The sequence below is a fragment of the Desulfosediminicola flagellatus genome (assembly GCF_005116655.2).
Classification (GTDB): Bacteria; Desulfobacterota; Desulfobulbia; order Desulfobulbales; family Desulfocapsaceae; genus Desulfopila; species Desulfopila flagellata.
In genome coordinates, this window is the sequence record NZ_CP050698.1 from 4,928,076 (window position 1) to 4,944,416 (window position 16,341).

The 16,341-nt window shown below is 44.8% G+C and carries 15 protein-coding genes and 1 tRNA gene; 8 read left to right on the plus strand and 8 right to left on the minus strand.

Annotated elements, in window-relative coordinates:
- Positions 1 to 68: 68 nt before the first annotated feature.
- The 3 genes from secB to FCL46_RS20435 all read right to left on the minus strand — a co-directional run bounded on the left by secB (position 69) and on the right by FCL46_RS20435 (position 3,971).
- A complete protein-coding gene (secB, locus tag FCL46_RS20425; protein WP_136805967.1) occupies positions 69 to 542 on the minus strand; it encodes a protein-export chaperone SecB in 474 nt (157 codons plus the stop codon).
- A gap of 95 nt (positions 543 to 637) precedes the next feature.
- A complete protein-coding gene (gene uvrA, locus FCL46_RS20430) occupies positions 638 to 3,508 on the minus strand; it encodes an excinuclease ABC subunit UvrA (protein WP_136805968.1) in 2,871 nt (956 codons plus the stop codon).
- A 40-nt stretch (positions 3,509 to 3,548) separates the two neighbouring features.
- Entirely contained in the window at positions 3,549 to 3,971 is a 423-nt protein-coding gene (locus FCL46_RS20435) for a CoA-binding protein (RefSeq protein WP_136805969.1), read from the minus strand.
- 243 nt (positions 3,972 to 4,214) lie between these two features.
- Between FCL46_RS20435 and glyQ the strand changes: the two genes are divergently transcribed.
- Both glyQ and FCL46_RS20445 read left to right on the plus strand, forming a co-directional pair.
- Positions 4,215 to 5,081, plus strand: coding sequence for a glycine--tRNA ligase subunit alpha (glyQ, locus tag FCL46_RS20440; RefSeq protein WP_136805970.1), 867 nt, complete (start codon positions 4,215 to 4,217; stop codon positions 5,079 to 5,081).
- A gap of 526 nt (positions 5,082 to 5,607) precedes the next feature.
- Positions 5,608 to 6,090, plus strand: coding sequence for a PilZ domain-containing protein (locus tag FCL46_RS20445; RefSeq protein ID WP_136805971.1), 483 nt, complete (start codon positions 5,608 to 5,610; stop codon positions 6,088 to 6,090).
- A gap of 166 nt (positions 6,091 to 6,256) precedes the next feature.
- Here FCL46_RS20445 and FCL46_RS20450 read toward each other — a convergent pair.
- Positions 6,257 to 6,354 (minus strand) — tRNA-Sec (locus FCL46_RS20450).
- A gap of 172 nt (positions 6,355 to 6,526) precedes the next feature.
- Here FCL46_RS20450 and FCL46_RS20455 point away from each other — a divergent pair.
- Positions 6,527 to 6,880 carry a hypothetical protein gene (locus tag FCL46_RS20455; protein ID WP_136805972.1) on the plus strand — a complete coding sequence of 118 codons (354 nt, stop codon included), beginning with the start codon at positions 6,527 to 6,529 and terminating at the stop codon, positions 6,878 to 6,880.
- Between the two features lie 83 nt (positions 6,881 to 6,963).
- On the opposite strand, the gene FCL46_RS20460 is transcribed toward FCL46_RS20455, so the two are convergent.
- The 4 genes from FCL46_RS20460 to FCL46_RS20475 all read right to left on the minus strand — a co-directional run bounded on the left by FCL46_RS20460 (position 6,964) and on the right by FCL46_RS20475 (position 11,159).
- Entirely contained in the window at positions 6,964 to 7,755 is a 792-nt protein-coding gene (locus FCL46_RS20460; protein ID WP_136805973.1) for a lysophospholipid acyltransferase family protein, read from the minus strand.
- A 451-nt stretch (positions 7,756 to 8,206) separates the two neighbouring features.
- Positions 8,207 to 9,277, minus strand: coding sequence for a galactose-1-phosphate uridylyltransferase (locus tag FCL46_RS20465; RefSeq protein ID WP_136805974.1), 1,071 nt, complete (start codon positions 9,275 to 9,277; stop codon positions 8,207 to 8,209).
- A 340-nt stretch (positions 9,278 to 9,617) separates the two neighbouring features.
- On the minus strand, positions 9,618 to 10,250 hold the full coding sequence (locus FCL46_RS20470) for a 2-dehydro-3-deoxy-6-phosphogalactonate aldolase (protein WP_136805975.1): 633 nt from the start codon (positions 10,248 to 10,250) through the stop codon (positions 9,618 to 9,620).
- 6 nt (positions 10,251 to 10,256) lie between these two features.
- A complete protein-coding gene (locus FCL46_RS20475; RefSeq protein ID WP_167505770.1) occupies positions 10,257 to 11,159 on the minus strand; it encodes a 2-dehydro-3-deoxygalactonokinase in 903 nt (300 codons plus the stop codon).
- 135 nt (positions 11,160 to 11,294) lie between these two features.
- Here FCL46_RS20475 and dgoD point away from each other — a divergent pair, with 135 nt between their 5' ends.
- The 5 genes from dgoD (at position 11,295) to FCL46_RS20500 (ending at position 16,341) form a co-directional block, all read left to right on the plus strand.
- Entirely contained in the window at positions 11,295 to 12,443 is a 1,149-nt protein-coding gene (dgoD, locus tag FCL46_RS20480) for a galactonate dehydratase (RefSeq protein ID WP_136805977.1), read from the plus strand.
- A gap of 22 nt (positions 12,444 to 12,465) precedes the next feature.
- Positions 12,466 to 13,248 (plus strand): FadR/GntR family transcriptional regulator, encoded by a 783-nt coding sequence (locus FCL46_RS20485; RefSeq protein ID WP_136805978.1) that lies wholly within the window; start codon positions 12,466 to 12,468, stop codon positions 13,246 to 13,248.
- 99 nt (positions 13,249 to 13,347) lie between these two features.
- Complete coding sequence (locus tag FCL46_RS20490) at positions 13,348 to 14,361, plus strand: TRAP transporter substrate-binding protein (protein WP_136805979.1); 1,014 nt, start codon at positions 13,348 to 13,350, stop codon at positions 14,359 to 14,361.
- A 63-nt stretch (positions 14,362 to 14,424) separates the two neighbouring features.
- Positions 14,425 to 14,997 (plus strand): TRAP transporter small permease subunit, encoded by a 573-nt coding sequence (locus FCL46_RS20495; protein ID WP_136805980.1) that lies wholly within the window; start codon positions 14,425 to 14,427, stop codon positions 14,995 to 14,997.
- 21 nt (positions 14,998 to 15,018) lie between these two features.
- Complete coding sequence (locus FCL46_RS20500; protein WP_136805981.1) at positions 15,019 to 16,341, plus strand: TRAP transporter large permease; 1,323 nt, start codon at positions 15,019 to 15,021, stop codon at positions 16,339 to 16,341.

Below are 16,341 nucleotides of genomic sequence, written 5' to 3' on the forward strand. Positions count from 1 at the left end.
AGGGGGCTGGCTCAAAATGAGCCAGCCCCCTTTTTTGTATTTTTACTATCAAACGAATCCGTGCAGTATCAGTTACCTGCTTCTTTCTTCGCTTTAGCATTCTGGAAAAGTGCCATGAAGTTTACTGGTTCCATAAGGAATGGGGAGAAACCACCATCAACGGTAACCTGGCTAACAATCTGACGGGTGAATGGAAAAAGAAGTGTCGGACAATCAACACCAAGAACCATTTCTAAATGCTCTTCTGGAATATTTTTTACAAGAAAAATGCCGGAATGCTCAATCTCAAGAATGAACAATGCTTTGTCATCATCTTTTGTAGAAACCTTTGCATACACCTGCAGGGTAACTTCATAATGATCGCCATCTACCGACTTGTGATTCAGATTGAGGTTCAGTTCTACCTTTGGCTCTGATTTCGCCGGAGTAATATATACTTCAGGAGCATTCGGATTCTCAAAGGAGAGATCTTTGATAAACATCTTCTGCATACGAAACTCCGGACGCGGAGCGGATTCCTGATTTTCTGTGTTCTCTGCCATTATTTTCCTCGTTGAAATGAGTTATCAATTACGATGCTAACAGCATCATAAAGAGAATAAAAAGTATCGGTGGCATTTAACCGTACTTGGTCTTATCAAGCAAGCTTTTCGGCGGTTTTTCCTTTAATCTGCTCTGTCAGTACAGGTTTCAAGAAAGTCCCGGTGTATGAAGTAGTTTCTTCTGCAACATCTTCAGGCGTACCACACACAACAATCTGCCCACCACCATCACCGCCCTCAGGCCCGACGTCAATAATCCAATCTGCAGTTTTTACAACATCAAGGTTATGCTCGATAACTACTACCGTGTTACCATGATCAACCAACCTTCTTAAAACATTAAGCAGATGCTGGATATCAGCTGGGTGTAGACCGGTTGTCGGTTCATCAAGGATATACAGTGTCTTTCCACTGGGTCTACCGGAAAGCTCTCTGGCAAGTTTAACTCGCTGAGCCTCACCGCCTGAAAGAGTAACCGAAGACTGACCAAGTTTAATGTAAGAAAGACCTACATCTGTAAGAGTTTGCAGTCTATTTTTAATTGGTGGAATATTCTGAAAAAACTCCAGTCCTTCCTCAACCGTCATATTAAGCACATCATGGATGTTTTTATCACGGTAAAGAATATCAAGCGTCTCCATGTTGTACCGCTTGCCGTTGCAGGATTCACAGACAACATAAATATCGGGTAGAAAATGCATGGCAATCTTGATTACACCTTCGCCATCACACGCCTCACATCTACCACCTTTAATATTAAAACTAAACCGACCAGGTTTATACCCTCGCGCGCGTGACTCAGGAAGACGCGAGAAAAGATCTCTGATCGGTGTAAACACGCCGGTATATGTTGCTGGATTTGACCGGGGAGTTCTACCAATAGGGCTCTGATCAATATCGACGATTTTATCAATGTGTTCTAGACCGGAAAGGGTTCCGGCCGGACTTTCATAGCTGCTCTTTTTAAGCGATAAACCTTTCTTTGCAAGGCGATAGAGAGTCTCGATAACTAATGAGCTTTTACCAGAACCGGAAACACCGGTCACACAGGTCATAACACTCAGAGGAAAGGAAGCAGAAACGTTTTTCAGATTATTGGTAATTGCCTTTTTTATCTGCAACTTTTTTGAAGTTGATTTGGCAACGCGCTTTCTCTTGTCTGGTATTTCTATCCTCTTCCTGTTTGACAGATACGCACCGGTTATTGACTCATCACTTTCAAGTAACCCCTGAACGTTGCCGGTGTAAACAACAGTGCCTCCATGCACCCCGGCACCAATTCCCATATCAAGTACATGATCAGCAGCAAGGATTGTGTCGGTATCATGCTCAACAACAATCACACTATTACCTAAATCTCTTAACTCAATCAGTGTATTTATAAGTTTCTGATTGTCTCTCTGGTGCAAACCGATACTTGGTTCATCCAAAATATAGAGAACTCCCGCAAGCCTTGAACCAATCTGGGACGCAAGCCTGATACGTTGGGCTTCTCCACCCGACAGAGTTCCTGCCCTTCTATCAAGCGAAAGATACCCCAAGCCAACGTCTTCGAGAAAAGACAACCTGTCAACTATCTCTTTTAAGATCGGCTCACCTATGGCCCTCTCACGAGTTGTGAAAGGCAATATCGGTAATGCCGCCAAGAGTTTTTCAATTGAGAAACACGTTAATTGATAAATTGACCACTCGCCGACCTTTACGGATAGCGCTTCTGGTTTTAATCGCGCACCGCCACACTTCGAACAGGTCTGCTCGTTCATAAACTTTCCGAGTTCATCACGAATCATCGGAGACTGTGTTTCATGAAACCGCCTGTCAAGTTGAGGAATAACACCTTCAAATGTTTTCTCAGATGTCATTACCCTCCGGCCTTTCTGATAATAAAAGTGGATTTCCTCAGAACCTGAACCATACAGAATGACATCCTGATGTTTTTTGGAAAGGTCGCCAAATGGGGTATCAAGTGTAAAGCCGTAATGTTTGCCTACTGCAGAAAGCATCTGCCCGGTATACGTCGATTCTGATCGCCACCCCCACGGTGCAATAGCTCCCCCAATAATAGATTTACTGTGATCAGGAACCACAAGACCGTCGTCAAAAAACTGATTTACTCCCAGCCCACCACACTCAACACATGCCCCTTGTGGGTTGTTAAAAGAAAAAAGTTGGGTCGAAGTCTGCGGCATCGATATGCCGCAATCGTGACATGCTGCATGCTCACTATATAATCGTTCAATATTATCATCTGGGAAATTGACTAGCAGAAACCCCTCTGTAAGCTTTACGGCCGTGCTCACAGAATCAGACATTCGTCTGCGTATAGAAGGTTTAATAACCAGACGGTCTATAACCACCTCAATAGTGTGACGTTTATTTTTCTCAAGTGAAACAACTTCGTCTGCATGGAAAACTTCACCATTGACACGGACCCGCACAAATCCCTCTTTGCGGATTCGAGCAAGAATTTGTTCATGCCTACCTTTGCGTGCTGTTACTACAGGTGCCAGAAGAATGACCTTCTTACCTTCTGGTTCACACATTAGAGCATTCACCATATCCTCAATGGACTGTGCCTGTATCTCACTGCCGCATTCCGGGCAATGCGGTCGCCCGCAACGTGCAAAAAGCAAACGTAGATGATCATATATTTCTGTTACGGTACCTACAGTTGAGCGTGGATTTTTTGAGGTGGTTTTCTGCTCTATCGACACTGCAGGGGAAAGCCCCTCAAGAGAATCCACATCAGGCTTATCCATCTGACCAAGGAATTGCCTGGCATATGTTGAAAGGGATTCTACATATCGCCGTTGCCCTTCAGCATACAATGTATCAAAAGCGAGCGTGGATTTTCCAGAACCAGACAATCCGGTAAACACGACCAGCTGATTTCGCGGAAGATCTACATTGATATTTTTCAGGTTGTGCATACGCGCACCACGTATGCTCAGTTTTTTAGGTTCCATGAATTGTAGTGATAAGAGTTAATTATAATTCTATAGAGAATCAGGAAACGGCAGGAAACACGTTCATATGGTCAATCTTGATGCAGCGATCCATTACAACAGTGATCCCATTCGCCTCTGCCAACTGCGCTGCCTCAATATTACGAATACCCTGCTGCATCCAGACGAATTTGGCGCCAATTGCAACAGCATCCTCCACTACGGGGTAGACGTCTTCTGACTTGCGAAAGATGTTTACCATATCGATTTTACGATCAATGTCCAGCAGTGTACTATAACATGGAAGGCCCAATATCGAAGTCTGACCGGGATTTACCGGGATCACCGTGTAACCAGCTGCTATGAGATATCTTGCTACCTGATTACTTGGCCTGCTCTCCTTGGGTGACAATCCAACAACAGCAATTATTTTGGTTTCGCTGAGAAGCGGTTTATAATCAGAGAGTCGTTCTATGGTCAGCATTTATTACCCGTCTGGAGAGTTGAGATGATAAGAAGTGAAGGATTTTCTATGGGAGAAAAAACATTTACCACTGTGAAATGCTATGGTAGCTTAAGCAGATAAAATTATGACCGCATAGACAAAAGTCAAGAGAACAATTATACTTGTGCGGTGATTACACTCCGATGGTCTGATTATCAGCCATAAACTGTATATCCACACTTTAACTATCCAACTATCCAGTTAAAATAACGAGGACATTCCATGAACTTTCAGGATATCATCTTCGAGCTTGATACCTATTGGTCAGGCCAGGGTTGTGTCATTCAGCAACCATACGATATGGAAGTCGGCGCCGGCACCTTCCACCCTGCCACCCTCTTACGGGCACTTGGCCCAGAGCCGTGGAAAGCTGCATACCCACAACCTTCACGACGCCCTACAGACGGTCGTTATGGAGACAACCCAAACAGACTTCAGCACTATTATCAGTATCAGGTCGTACTTAAACCATCCCCGCTGAATGTTCAGGAGCTTTATCTTGAGAGCCTTAAGCGATTCGGTCTTGATCTGCTTGAGCACGACATTCGTTTTGTAGAGGATGATTGGGAATCTCCTACACTCGGAGCTTCCGGTCTCGGCTGGGAAGTCTGGCTTGATGGTATGGAAATTACCCAGTTTACCTATTTTCAGCATGCTGGTTCAATTGAGCTTCATCCGACCACCGTTGAGATCACCTATGGTCTGGAGCGAATCGCCATGTACCTCCAGGGGGTTGAAAGTGTTTACGACATTGCCTGGAATGACAATGTGACCTACGGTGAAATCTTTCATCAGGCAGAAGTAGAATTTTCAACTTTCAATTTTGAAGAAGCAAATGTTGAAAAGCTTGTCGAATTTTTTAACACCTATGAGGAAGAAGCACATAAGCTTATCGAAAAGAATCTCATACTCCCAACCTATGACTATTGCCTGAAATGCTCCCATACTTTCAACCTGTTAGATGCACGAAAAGCTATCAGCGTGTCGGAAAGAACCAGATATATTGGACGCATTCGAAATATCGCCAGAAAAGTCGCTGAAAAATATGTTGCTCAGCGCGAAGAAATGGGACATCCATTAATCAAGTAATAGACAAAATACGGAAGCACAGGAAGGCCAAATGAACCTCTATCCTGTGCTTTCGTGCTCGTTTGTTAACTCTTCCATTACATTCTCACCTTAGTAGTCAATCTGACTGATGGCTTTTTATTACCCAACTATAAACTGACAAGCAACGACGTAGTTGTTCAGTAATTTTATCTGATAAAATTGAATTTCTTACCTCAGCACAATGTCTCTTCACTGACGTGTTAAGCTTCAACCAACTCATTAGGCAGAAATTCAAACTCACTCATTCAGCATCTCGGCAGTCTTCTTTTTCCTGAAATTCTTTTAGATATTTTTTTTCCCTGGTGGGAACTACAGAACTCTCACATACAAAATTCATGTATCCACCTAATATCAATACTCTTTATATCTATATATTTTTGGTCATCAACGTGCATCCTCCCCCATGCTTCACAACACTCTCACACATGGATGCATAGATTTTCCCGTCGTGGTAAATTAACCAGCAATACCAGACATACGTGCTACGAAACATAACGAGGATAGGATGATGGAAAACAACGGGTTTACTACCTACATTTTGCTCATACCCATAATGGCACTCGTAGGGATACCACTCATAGCATTGATAGTAATATCCATCGCACGAATATTACAAAGAATCTATAGCATGATTAATACCGTTCAAGAGCATACTGAAGAAACTGAGGCTGAATCGGAGCAAAGAAGAGATAAACGAATTGACACCGACATGCTTCTGGTCAGCATAGTTGGTGACGGAGGGAAAATTACTGGAACAACATGTAATATCTCTAATTCCGGTATATGTATAAAAGACCTGCCAACAGAAAAACTGTTCAACTCAGATCAATTTACCGCAACGGTCAATACCGGTTATCAAACGTTCACTATTGACCTGGTCCGGAAATGGGACCAAATTCACGACAATGCCAAAACGATGGGTGCCGCAATTACAAATGCTCCCGATAACTGGATTGCATTTGTTGCAACAGAACGACAGTTTTCCTGAATAATACATCCAAAAATATCTTAAGTTACCTGCCCTGCTGGCTTTTATTTCTAAAGCCATGTAGTCTTAATTACGAAACAGTTTTTAGACAGCCTTGATTCAGGACGAAAATAGAGGCAAAAAAAAAGGCCCTATGTTATATACATAGGGCGCTTAATATATCGACTGGCGGAAGTGCATGGGAATCGAACCCACCTAGCGAGCTATTAACCCGCTACACCGGATTTGAAGTCCGGGAGGGCCACCAGTGCCCTGTCCACTTCCGCATAGTGCTTTAACGGAAAGCCAGCATACTAATAATTATTGACCTTGAAAACAAGTTTTTATTATAATACTTTCTTCAATTCAATTTTAACGAAAAGAACTGCCATATGTGGGCTATTGCCTCTCAAATGAACAGTTTCCATATCCATTCCACATATTCAATTACAATAACATGCAGTGTGAACGACTCATAAAACTTGCCAAGACCTGGTTTGTAAGCGTCAGAGAAGAAACAATGGCTCCTGCCAGAATGATTTCTTTTATGGAACAACATGTCGATGAATGTCCTGTCTGCCAGGATGATCCTGACATCAAGGATGAGATTGCCAAAATCACGGAACTCATTCTTCCCGAATCGAAAATCCCTAAAGCAGTGCGAATGCAGAATGAAGCTGCAGAACGTGAAGCTGAAGAGGACGACGAAGAGGAAGAGGAAAAGGACAGCGATACTGATACCGACGATGAAGAAGACGTTTATGATGATGATGACGATGATTTTGAAGCAGAACCTGATCTCGACAAATAATACATGACATTTTCAACTAAAAAAAAGCGGGGATATACCCCCGCTTTTTTTTAGCTCTGCCTTTCCAATTACACTCTATTCATTCACCAGGGAACTGTTTCTGTCTCCCACTCCTGTAGCTTTCGTTCAATAAAACTGTTTATCAACTGCACCTCTTCGTTCCCACGGCCCTCTACCTCGGCCGGAGTGTCAAAGGCCAAACGAATAGGGCGATTGCAGTCAATTCTACCGAAATCTTTTATTAATGGGCCATTTTTCAAAGTATCTGTCCGCAATGCAAGTGGTACTAACGGAACCCCTGCCCTCTTGGCCAGCTTTACTCCTATTGAGCTCATTTTACTCGCGTCAAACACATGAGATCGTGTGGACTGTGGAAAAACAACCACAGACATCCCGTCTTCAAGTCGCTTGACTCCTTCTTCAAGTACAACCTTGAGATCCTGCCGTGGGTTCGTCCGGCTTACTGCAATTGGATTACGGGACAGCATTATATGTTTGAAAACAGGATATTCAACCAGACTTTGCTTCACAACAAAGGTCACCCGACGAGGCAAAATAATCGCAGGCAAAATGAGTGTTTCAATAAAACTCATATGATTTCCGATTATCACGCAAGGCCCTGTTGTTTTTTCCAGATGCTCAAGCCCGGATATACGAATATGAACACCTATATCCTCAAGGTAGTGGAGCACGGCCTGACTGCTATCCCCCCACTGTTTATCACCATACTCTCCACGTCTTGCCTTCATGGAACTGCGCAGAATAATTGTAACAAAACGTGTGTAGAAGTGCAGTGAAGGAAACAGTTTTGCGATAAGAGAACGTTCGTGTTTTTTGGTAGTATACGTAAAATTTTCCAGCGGGAGATTTGTCATAGTATATATAATTTTTTTACTATTCGTTATATTGTGATTAAAACTTCTCGAAAAAAATAAAACTAGCATGAACAAAAGAGATGCTGCAAGAATAATCGCTCACATCAATTATCTATCAAGTCCTTTTCATCTTTGATCATTTCTCCGCTGGCCAACATGTAGTATTTAGTATTTCCTTCTACACAACAAGAGCTTAGCACAATCACACCTTCCTGTGCTCGCAGGGTCGTTTATTTTTCACAAGAATTATCCATCCCCCCTAATATGTGAAACTGACCAATAGGGGCTATACTCATTGCAGTAATTTGTTTTTGCGTCACCGTGAACTACCTTGAAGTGAATATCGGGCCCATTATCACAAGATTGAAAGGCTCATACAGTAAAGAAAATGACATAACTGAAAGCACAAGGAATCGGCAAGGTAGTAGACCAATTATCCTGTTTGAAGTCCCTAATCTGCTTCTCGCAACCGACGTACAGCCTCTTCCGGGCTGAGCGTGTTTATAGCCAGACCTGAACCGAGTTCAAAACCATTTGGAATAGTTGTTCGCGGGCAGATCTCAAGGTGCCAATGGAAGCATGCTTGATGATCAGCTTCTGTCATTTTCGCAGGAGCAGAATGTAGGAAAAAGTTATACTGCACCACTCCGAGTAAGACCTGCAAACGTGCCATCACCCTTTGTAAAAGAATTGCAAAATCCATACATTCAGCATCAGTAACTTTTCTAAAATCATGACTATGTATACGTGGCAGGATATGAATTTCCCAGGGGAATCTACTTGCAAACGGTTTGATAGCAACAAAACTTTCATTCTTATCAACGATGTACCTGCCAACTTCAATACTGCGATGTACAGGCCCGTCCGTGGGGTCGTATACTGTAGTTTCATATGATAGATTCTCGTCTATCAACATACAGAAGATACATCTTTCATATTGGCTGTACAGCTTACGGCTGCTACTGATCTCAATCTCGACATTGGCAGGTATTATCGGCATGGCAATTATCTGGCTGTGTGTATGGGCAATGCTGCCGCCTGATGCCGGACCATAATTTTTAAAGATCAATACATAGCTATGACCGGCAGCTGATTGATAGAGCTTTTTCATTCGCTCTCGATAAACGACAAGAATGGCCCCTATATGTGCAGCATCCATCTGATAGATTTGGATACCGTGATTGCGGTGATCTATCACCACTTCATGCCGACCATACCCTTCAATGACCCGATGCATGCCCAACTCGTAACCCGGCAGATTGTGATCATCATCTAATACAGGATACAGGTTTCGTACGACCCGAATCTGCCACTCTTTTGAGTCAGGTTCCCTTAAGGACTCCTCAGGAGTTTGATCTTCATTACCAGAACAAAAAGGACAGCCATCCACTCGTGTGCGTCTATCAGGTTCAAAGGATTCGTGCTTGGTAACAGGTCGTGCCCCCCTTGCTGAGGCTATCAAAACTGATTCAATGGGGATAATTGGATTGAGGCGAATCTCTCTTACTCTTTCTTCAACCATACTGATCCCTGTTTGTGACTGTTGATACCTATGAGATAGGTGTTTCCGGGAGATTATTTTATACAGCAGTTATTGTTGTCATTGTATCACCCTGTAAAAAATTAGGCTAACCAGCATTTCTCACCGCCCTTTCGACTACAACCACAATCACAATCAATTGATTTAATGAACAAATAAAAGACCTCAAAGAAGAAAAACACCTCCACAGCATATTTGCCCTTTGCGATATAGTAGATCTTGTAGCAGATCACAATTAACGCTACTTACCAGACAGGCACTATCACTAGAATTGATTACAAAAATCTCAGACTGTTTGATTGACCGTTATCTGCATATAACTTCAAAACGAGTTGTTTTTTTCAGCAAATGACTTTCGAAACTTTCTGGCATTTATAACCAGTTGTTCCGAAGACATGCCCTTTTTATAGAGTGATGATCCTAGCCCGAAACCTTGCGCACCAGCCTGCACGTAAGCTTGCCAGTTAGCACTGTCTATTCCACCAACAGGGATGAGAAGTATATTCTTAGGCAAAATGGCCTTTATCGCTTTAACAACAGCAGGCGTAACAAGCTCTGCAGGAAAGAGCTTAAGGGCATCGGCTCCGGCATGGATGGCAGCCATCGCCTCGGTAGGTGTGGCAACTCCTGGAATGGAGATAAGCCCGCATTCTTTTGTTGATTTAATCACTTCGATATCGCAATGTGGAGAAATTATGAGTTTTCCCCCAGCATCCCTGACCTGCATGACCTGGTCAGGCCTGGTTACAGTTCCCGCGCCGATTATAGCTGACTCACCAAAGTGAGTTGCCATCCGACGAATTGTTTCATATGGCTCTGGAGAGTTTAATGGGTTCTCAATGACTTGAAAGCCCTCACCAATGAGCAAACCAGCATATTCTACAGCTTCATCCGGTTCGATGCCACGGGTGATAGCGATAAAGGGAAATGATTGGAGTGATGTTTTAAAGTTCATAATATCTCAGATGAGTTGTTTAAGGCGCGCAATTCGGAAAAGACCATATGCTGAGACATCAGCTGGTGCAGATTGCGCTGTAATTCCAAACTGTTCCAATGCGGACAGATACAGCTCTGTCAGGTGTGGTTCAGCCAGTACACATACCGTCCCTGTTGGAGTATAGCCAGCCTTTAGAGCTTCACCAATTTCTGTGCCGATAAGAATGCCGGAAAGATAGCTCTCGGTACCAGCATCTTCCGATAATCCAAGTATATCCTTTACGCGTGTTTGAAAGAGACTGGAAAGTAATCCTTTACCCTTTCCAATGCTATTGTAGCCCTCATCAACACCTTTCCTGAAACTAACAGGAGACCAGCTCGCTGTTGTAATGGCTCGTAGTATCGTATGGTTTCGAACGGCATTAAAAAGATCGCCTGTCATGAAGGTTGAAAAACTTGTAAGTATCCCGTCATGAAGGTTGACCCACTTGGAGTGAGTTCCCGGTAGTATGACTACCTGATCTCCTGATTGCGTAATACCTGCTAACTGGGTCTCCTCCCCCCGCATTATATCAGGGTGTGGTGTGAGCTGTTTTACACCGGGTACAAACCATATCCTGCCCAATGGTTCTGTATCAAGATGCGACAAATTCAATGCGAGATCCTCTGGAGAGGCAGGACACTCCACGTAGTCTGTCTCAACCCAACCCTGCCTGCTGGTAATCATTCCTGCAGCAACGATCGGCGTTCCCGGAGATATCGTACCTAGCTGTTTGAGTTGCTGACAGAGAGTTTGTAAGAATTTTCCGTTTTCAATACAGAGTATCCCAGCTTCGCTGTTCACCTTACAGAGGATGTTGCCATGTTCATTTAAAAAGTAGGCCCGGAAGGAGGTTGTACCCCAGTCAAGAGCGATCAGGTTAGCCACAATTCACCTCATAATTAATATTGACGTCAACAATCAAACCAGTGTACACATATTTTATACAACTTAAAAATAGTATTTTCTCACCATAGATAAAATACACAACTGATAACGAAGAGTACTTTGTAGAGATAACCTATGAAAATACACTCATATTCAACCTGGATCGTCCCTCCTCGTTGGCTCTTTTTAAAGATAGAGACCAATACAGGTATTGTCGGCTGGGGAGAACCTGTCATTGAAGGTAAGGCCCATACGGTTGAAACGGCTGTCCACGAAATGATGGATTATCTCATAGGTAAAGACCCTGCCCGGATTGAGGATATTTGGCAGGAACTCTACCGGGGCGCATTTTATCGGGGTGGCCCTATCCTGATGAGTGCACTTGCAGGCATCGACCAGGCTCTTTGGGATATAAAAGGCAAACATTTCAACACACCAGTTTACGACCTGCTGGGGGGCCGTTGTCGCGATAAAATACGAGTTTATCAATGGATTGGAGGCGACAGGCCATCTGATGTCGGCAAAGCTGCAAAAGAAGCTATGGACAGTGGTGCTACAGCGGTGAAGATGAATGGCACAGAGGAAATGCAGATCGTCGACAGCCATAAGAAAATCGATGAACTCGTCGAGCGGGTAGCTGCTATTCGTCAATCCTGCGGGCCGTATTTTGATATCGGAGTAGATTTTCACGGCCGGGTCCATAAGCCCATGGCCAGAATTATAGCAAAAGAGCTTGAGCAGTTTAAGCTGATGTTTATAGAGGAGCCGGTCCTCTCGGAAAACCTCGAAGAAATGATCGAAATCCGAAGGCACTGCAATATTCCTATTGCTGCCGGAGAGCGACTTTTCAGCCGCTATGATTTCAAGAAGGTGTTTGAATCCGGCGCAGTCGACATCATCCAGCCAGACCTTTCACATGCTGGTGGTATTACTGAATGCCGTAAAATAGCAGCCATGGCTGAAGCTTATGACGTCGCTTTGGCACCGCATTGTCCACTTGGCCCCATTGCTCTGGCAGCGTGTTTGCAACTTGATGCAGTGAGTTATAACGCGTTCATTCAGGAGCAGAGCCTGGGCATACACTACAATCAGGGAAATGATCTACTTGATTATCTCGTAGATCCAGAGGTGTTCAGCTGCAAAGACGGCTATGTAGAACTCCCCTCCGGCCCTGGGCTTGGTATAGAAATCAATGAAGAAAAAGTACAAGAACGTGCTGTTGAAGGACATCGATGGCGCAATCCAGTATGGCGACATCGTGACGGCTCAATAGCTGAATGGTAGCAAAAAAAACGTGAGTGAATTAATGACAGAATTACGTCCATATACATATAGCAGTCCAGCAAATATAAAACATCCGAAAGTGCGGTGGCAGGTCATTGAACACCTGTTGCATCAGGTACTCTCCCAGTCATTAAAGGTCGGAGAACAATTACCAGGAACAACAGATCTTTGCAGCGCTCTCGGCGTTAGCAGAACAGCTGTCCGTGAGGCAATTTCTGTTCTGGTCTCGAAAGGAATGGTCTCTTCTAAACAGGGTGAGGGATCAACAGTTCAACCTCTTTCATCATGGATGCTGCTCGACCCGGAGGTGTTATGCTGGCTACGCGAAAGTGACATGGCCATTTCTATCATTGAACACCTTCTGGAGATACGACTCATCATTGAGCCAGAGGCAGCTGCACTTGCCTCTATCAGGGGGAGTATGGAGCAATTTATGGCCATGTCTGAAGCGCTAGGCAGAATGAGCACGGGCGAAAGTTTGCGCACTCCGGAGTCGACCCAGGGCGATATTGATTTTCACAACATAATATTAGAGTCTTCAGGCAATATTTTTCTTTCCAGATTACGGGATCTCTGCATGGTCTCTGTCGAGTTGATTGTCCGCTTAACCTTTGAGAAGGTCGAATCGGTATCAGTAAGTATTGATAACCATCAACGACTTCTTGAGGCTATACGCTCGCGAAAACCAGAGCTTGCAAGACAGGAAGCACGGCGGGTTTTATGCAAAACTGTTCACGATCTGCAGGATCTCAACATTCCCTTTCGAAGAGACATTCTTCAGTACTTTGAAGCGGAAAGCAAGTAAGCAGATCACCTGAATCCAGAGCCGTAGTCAGGAAAAATTGAGGAGCCTTGCGGGTAATTGAACCAGTAGGGCTGAATGCAAAACAACGAGGAGGAAAGTATGTTGAAAAAGGTATTGGGTAGCGCAGTAGTTGCACTTGCACTGGCATGCAGTCCGGCGATGGCGAAGCAGAACTACGAGTGGACCTTCCAGTCCTCTGACCAGCCAGGCATTTTCATGTTCCAGATGGCTGAGAACTACAGCAAATGGATGCAGGAGATGACTGACGGGCAGGTCAAGATTTCTGTTGCCTCTACTGGTTCTGTAGTGCAGTACAACGAAACTCTGGACTCAGTGAGTGCAGGAATCCTGCAGGGTGAGTTCACGGATCCTTCCTACTTTGCGGGTCACGATCCCGCTTTTGGTCTTATCGGGAACACTGTTGGAGCGTTCGGCCATCCATCTGAGGCACTGAAGTTTATCAATTACGGTGGCGGCAAGGAGATCTTCCAGAAGCTCTATGACAAATACAACGTGCATTTGATTGGTGTTGTTATCACCGGTGTTGAAGCTTTCGTGTCTTCCAAACCACTTAACGGTGTAGCTGATCTCAAAGGCCTTAAGATGCGTGCACCTGAAGGAATGGTACAGAAGGTATTTGCTGCAGCAGGCGCAGCTCCTGTAAATCTGCCTGGCTCTGAGGTCTACACTTCATTAGAGAAAGGCGTCATTGATGCTGCTGATTACACACTGTTTTCAGTAAATCATAAGCAGGGCATGCATAAGATTGGCAAGTATCCCGTATTCCCTGGCTTTCATTCCATGCCTCTACAAGTTGTCACCATCAACAAGGATATCTGGGATGGTCTGCCAAAGTCCATTCAGACCATGATGGAAACCGGCGTCTGGCGTCTCGCTACAGAGGTGTTCTTCCAGTATGAAATGCAGGATCTGGAGGCTGCAGCCAAGGCTCGGGCCGAAGGCATTCAGATTTCTGACTGGTCACTGGAAGAACGTGCAAAGTTCAGAAATATAGCACGTGGCCAGTGGGAAAGCGTAACCAAACAGTCGCCGATTGCTAAAGAGTATGCAGAAGCGCTGGTGAAGTTTATGAAGTCACAGGGTTTGATGTAATGTCCCCTGCTGTTTCAGGCAGCCTGCGTTGCTGCCTGAAACAGTTTTTCAAGGAGAGCAGAAATGAGCTCAAATACTGAGATTCCGCGGACAATTACCGGGCAACCGATGTCACGCCTGGATATCTGGATTGTAAAACTTGGTAACGTGGTTGGCTGGCTCTATTTTGTTGCGGTGGTTATCAGCGTTTTCGAGGTGGTTATGCGCTATGGATTTGACCGCCCGACAACCTGGGCACATGAGACGACTCTCATGCTGGTCGGAATTGGCATGCTCTGGGGTGGCTCTTACTGCATGGCAGAAGACCGGCACATCAGGGTTACCGTGATCCGAGACGCCATGGGCAAAAAGACCCGTCGCATAGTTGATGTAATTGTCGGTGTTCTAAATCTGCTGTTCTGCGCAGGGCTTGCCTGGGCTGGATATTTGATGACCCAGAAAGCATTATTTGACCCGACAGGCGTTTTCCGCGCTCAGCGATCCGGTTCAGCGTTTAACTCACCGGCTCCAGCAGTCGTAAAAACGGTGCTATTTATAGTTGTAGCACTTATGACCCTGCAGGCAATACAGCAACTCTGGGCCAAAATTACGCTACTACGTCAGATGAAATCGGAAAAAGAGCACAAAGCCGAATAATACGCACAAAGGAGTCGCTGAATGTTTGAATTATCTGCACTCGGTGTCGAATGGGGAACCTTTCTGCTGTTCGGCATGATGATCGTCCTATTAATGATGGGAAAACCGCTGGCGTATTTAACCGGTTTTGTTGCTATGTTTTTTGCAATCGGCTGGTTCGGGCCAAATGTCCTGCCTCTGTTAACGAGCAGAATATATAGCTTTGTCGGCGAATATACGCTTATTGCTGTACCGATGTTTGTACTGATGGCTTCGCTGCTGGATCGTACAAATATAGCCAAAGATCTGTATAACGCCATGCAGTTTTTCGGTGGCCGAATCAAGGGTGGCGTAGCTGTCCAGACCCTGGTTGTGGCTGTGTTTCTCGCAGCTATGAGCGGAATCATTGGCGGGGAGACTGTACTTCTCGGCATGCTGGCGCTGCCCCAGATGTTGCGCCTCGGATATGATAAAAAACTTGCAATTGGTACTGTCTGTGCCGGTGGATCTTTAGGAACGATGGTCCCGCCCAGTATCGTACTGATTATTTATGGTCTTACCGCAAATGTATCAATCGGTGACCTGTTTACTGCGGCAGTAATGCCAGCGCTTATGCTGGCCGGATTTTACCTGGTCTACATCCTGGTTAGATGCCATCTGCAACCTAGTCTTGCCCCTACAGCTTCAGGCGACGAGCTTGATGATTTTGGTGGCATCGGCAAAGTGATCATGGATATTGCCGCACCGGGAATTATCATTGTATTTGTACTCGGTTCTATCTATGGCGGCATCGCCTCGGTCACTGAGGCAGCAAGTGTTGGCGTCACAGCAGTTTTACTGCTCGCAGCAGTCAGACGTGAGTTGAAATTTTCGGTTCTGCAGGAGTCTCTCGTACAGACCATGCGGACATGCGGCATGATCATCTGGATTGGTATCTCCGCCAGCGCACTGATTGGTGTCTATAACCTCATGGGAGGAAGCAGGTTTGTCCAGGGAATGATCCTCGGCCTTGATGTCAGTCCTTTGCTGATTATCCTACTCATGATGGGAATACTTATTTTCCTAGGGATGTTTATGGACTGGATAGGCATTGCCCTTCTTACTATGCCAATTTTTGTCCCGATAGTAACAGGGTTGGGATATGACCCTGTCTGGTTTGGCGTGGTGTTCTGTATGAATATGCAGGTATCGTTTTTAAGCCCGCCGTTCGGGCCAGCCGCGTTCTACCTTAAAAGTGTTGCGCCTCCTGAGATTACACTTATCGACATCTTTTCTTCAGTATGGCCATTTATTCTTATGCAGCTACTCGCGCTTGCCCTGGTTGTCTTAAACCCAGGCATTGCGTTGTGGTTGGTAAATCTTTAA

What these genes read in the sequence shown, in the direction of transcription:
- secB (WP_136805967.1), bottom strand. Translation starts at nt 542, where the DNA reads ATGGCAGAGAACACAGAAAATCAGGAATCCGCTCCGCGTCCGGAGTTT.
- uvrA (WP_136805968.1), bottom strand. Translation starts at nt 3,508, where the DNA reads ATGGAACCTAAAAAACTGAGCATACGTGGTGCGCGTATGCACAACCTG.
- FCL46_RS20435 (WP_136805969.1), bottom strand. Translation starts at nt 3,971, where the DNA reads ATGCTGACCATAGAACGACTCTCTGATTATAAACCGCTTCTCAGCGAA.
- glyQ (WP_136805970.1), top strand. Translation starts at nt 4,215, where the DNA reads ATGAACTTTCAGGATATCATCTTCGAGCTTGATACCTATTGGTCAGGC.
- FCL46_RS20445 (WP_136805971.1), top strand. Translation starts at nt 5,608, where the DNA reads ATGATGGAAAACAACGGGTTTACTACCTACATTTTGCTCATACCCATA.
- FCL46_RS20455 (WP_136805972.1), top strand. Translation starts at nt 6,527, where the DNA reads ATGCAGTGTGAACGACTCATAAAACTTGCCAAGACCTGGTTTGTAAGC.
- FCL46_RS20460 (WP_136805973.1), bottom strand. Translation starts at nt 7,755, where the DNA reads ATGACAAATCTCCCGCTGGAAAATTTTACGTATACTACCAAAAAACAC.
- FCL46_RS20465 (WP_136805974.1), bottom strand. Translation starts at nt 9,277, where the DNA reads ATGGTTGAAGAAAGAGTAAGAGAGATTCGCCTCAATCCAATTATCCCC.
- FCL46_RS20470 (WP_136805975.1), bottom strand. Translation starts at nt 10,250, where the DNA reads ATGAACTTTAAAACATCACTCCAATCATTTCCCTTTATCGCTATCACC.
- dgoD (WP_136805977.1), top strand. Translation starts at nt 11,295, where the DNA reads ATGAAAATACACTCATATTCAACCTGGATCGTCCCTCCTCGTTGGCTC.
- FCL46_RS20485 (WP_136805978.1), top strand. Translation starts at nt 12,466, where the DNA reads ATGACAGAATTACGTCCATATACATATAGCAGTCCAGCAAATATAAAA.
- FCL46_RS20490 (WP_136805979.1), top strand. Translation starts at nt 13,348, where the DNA reads ATGTTGAAAAAGGTATTGGGTAGCGCAGTAGTTGCACTTGCACTGGCA.
- FCL46_RS20495 (WP_136805980.1), top strand. Translation starts at nt 14,425, where the DNA reads ATGAGCTCAAATACTGAGATTCCGCGGACAATTACCGGGCAACCGATG.
- FCL46_RS20500 (WP_136805981.1), top strand. Translation starts at nt 15,019, where the DNA reads ATGTTTGAATTATCTGCACTCGGTGTCGAATGGGGAACCTTTCTGCTG.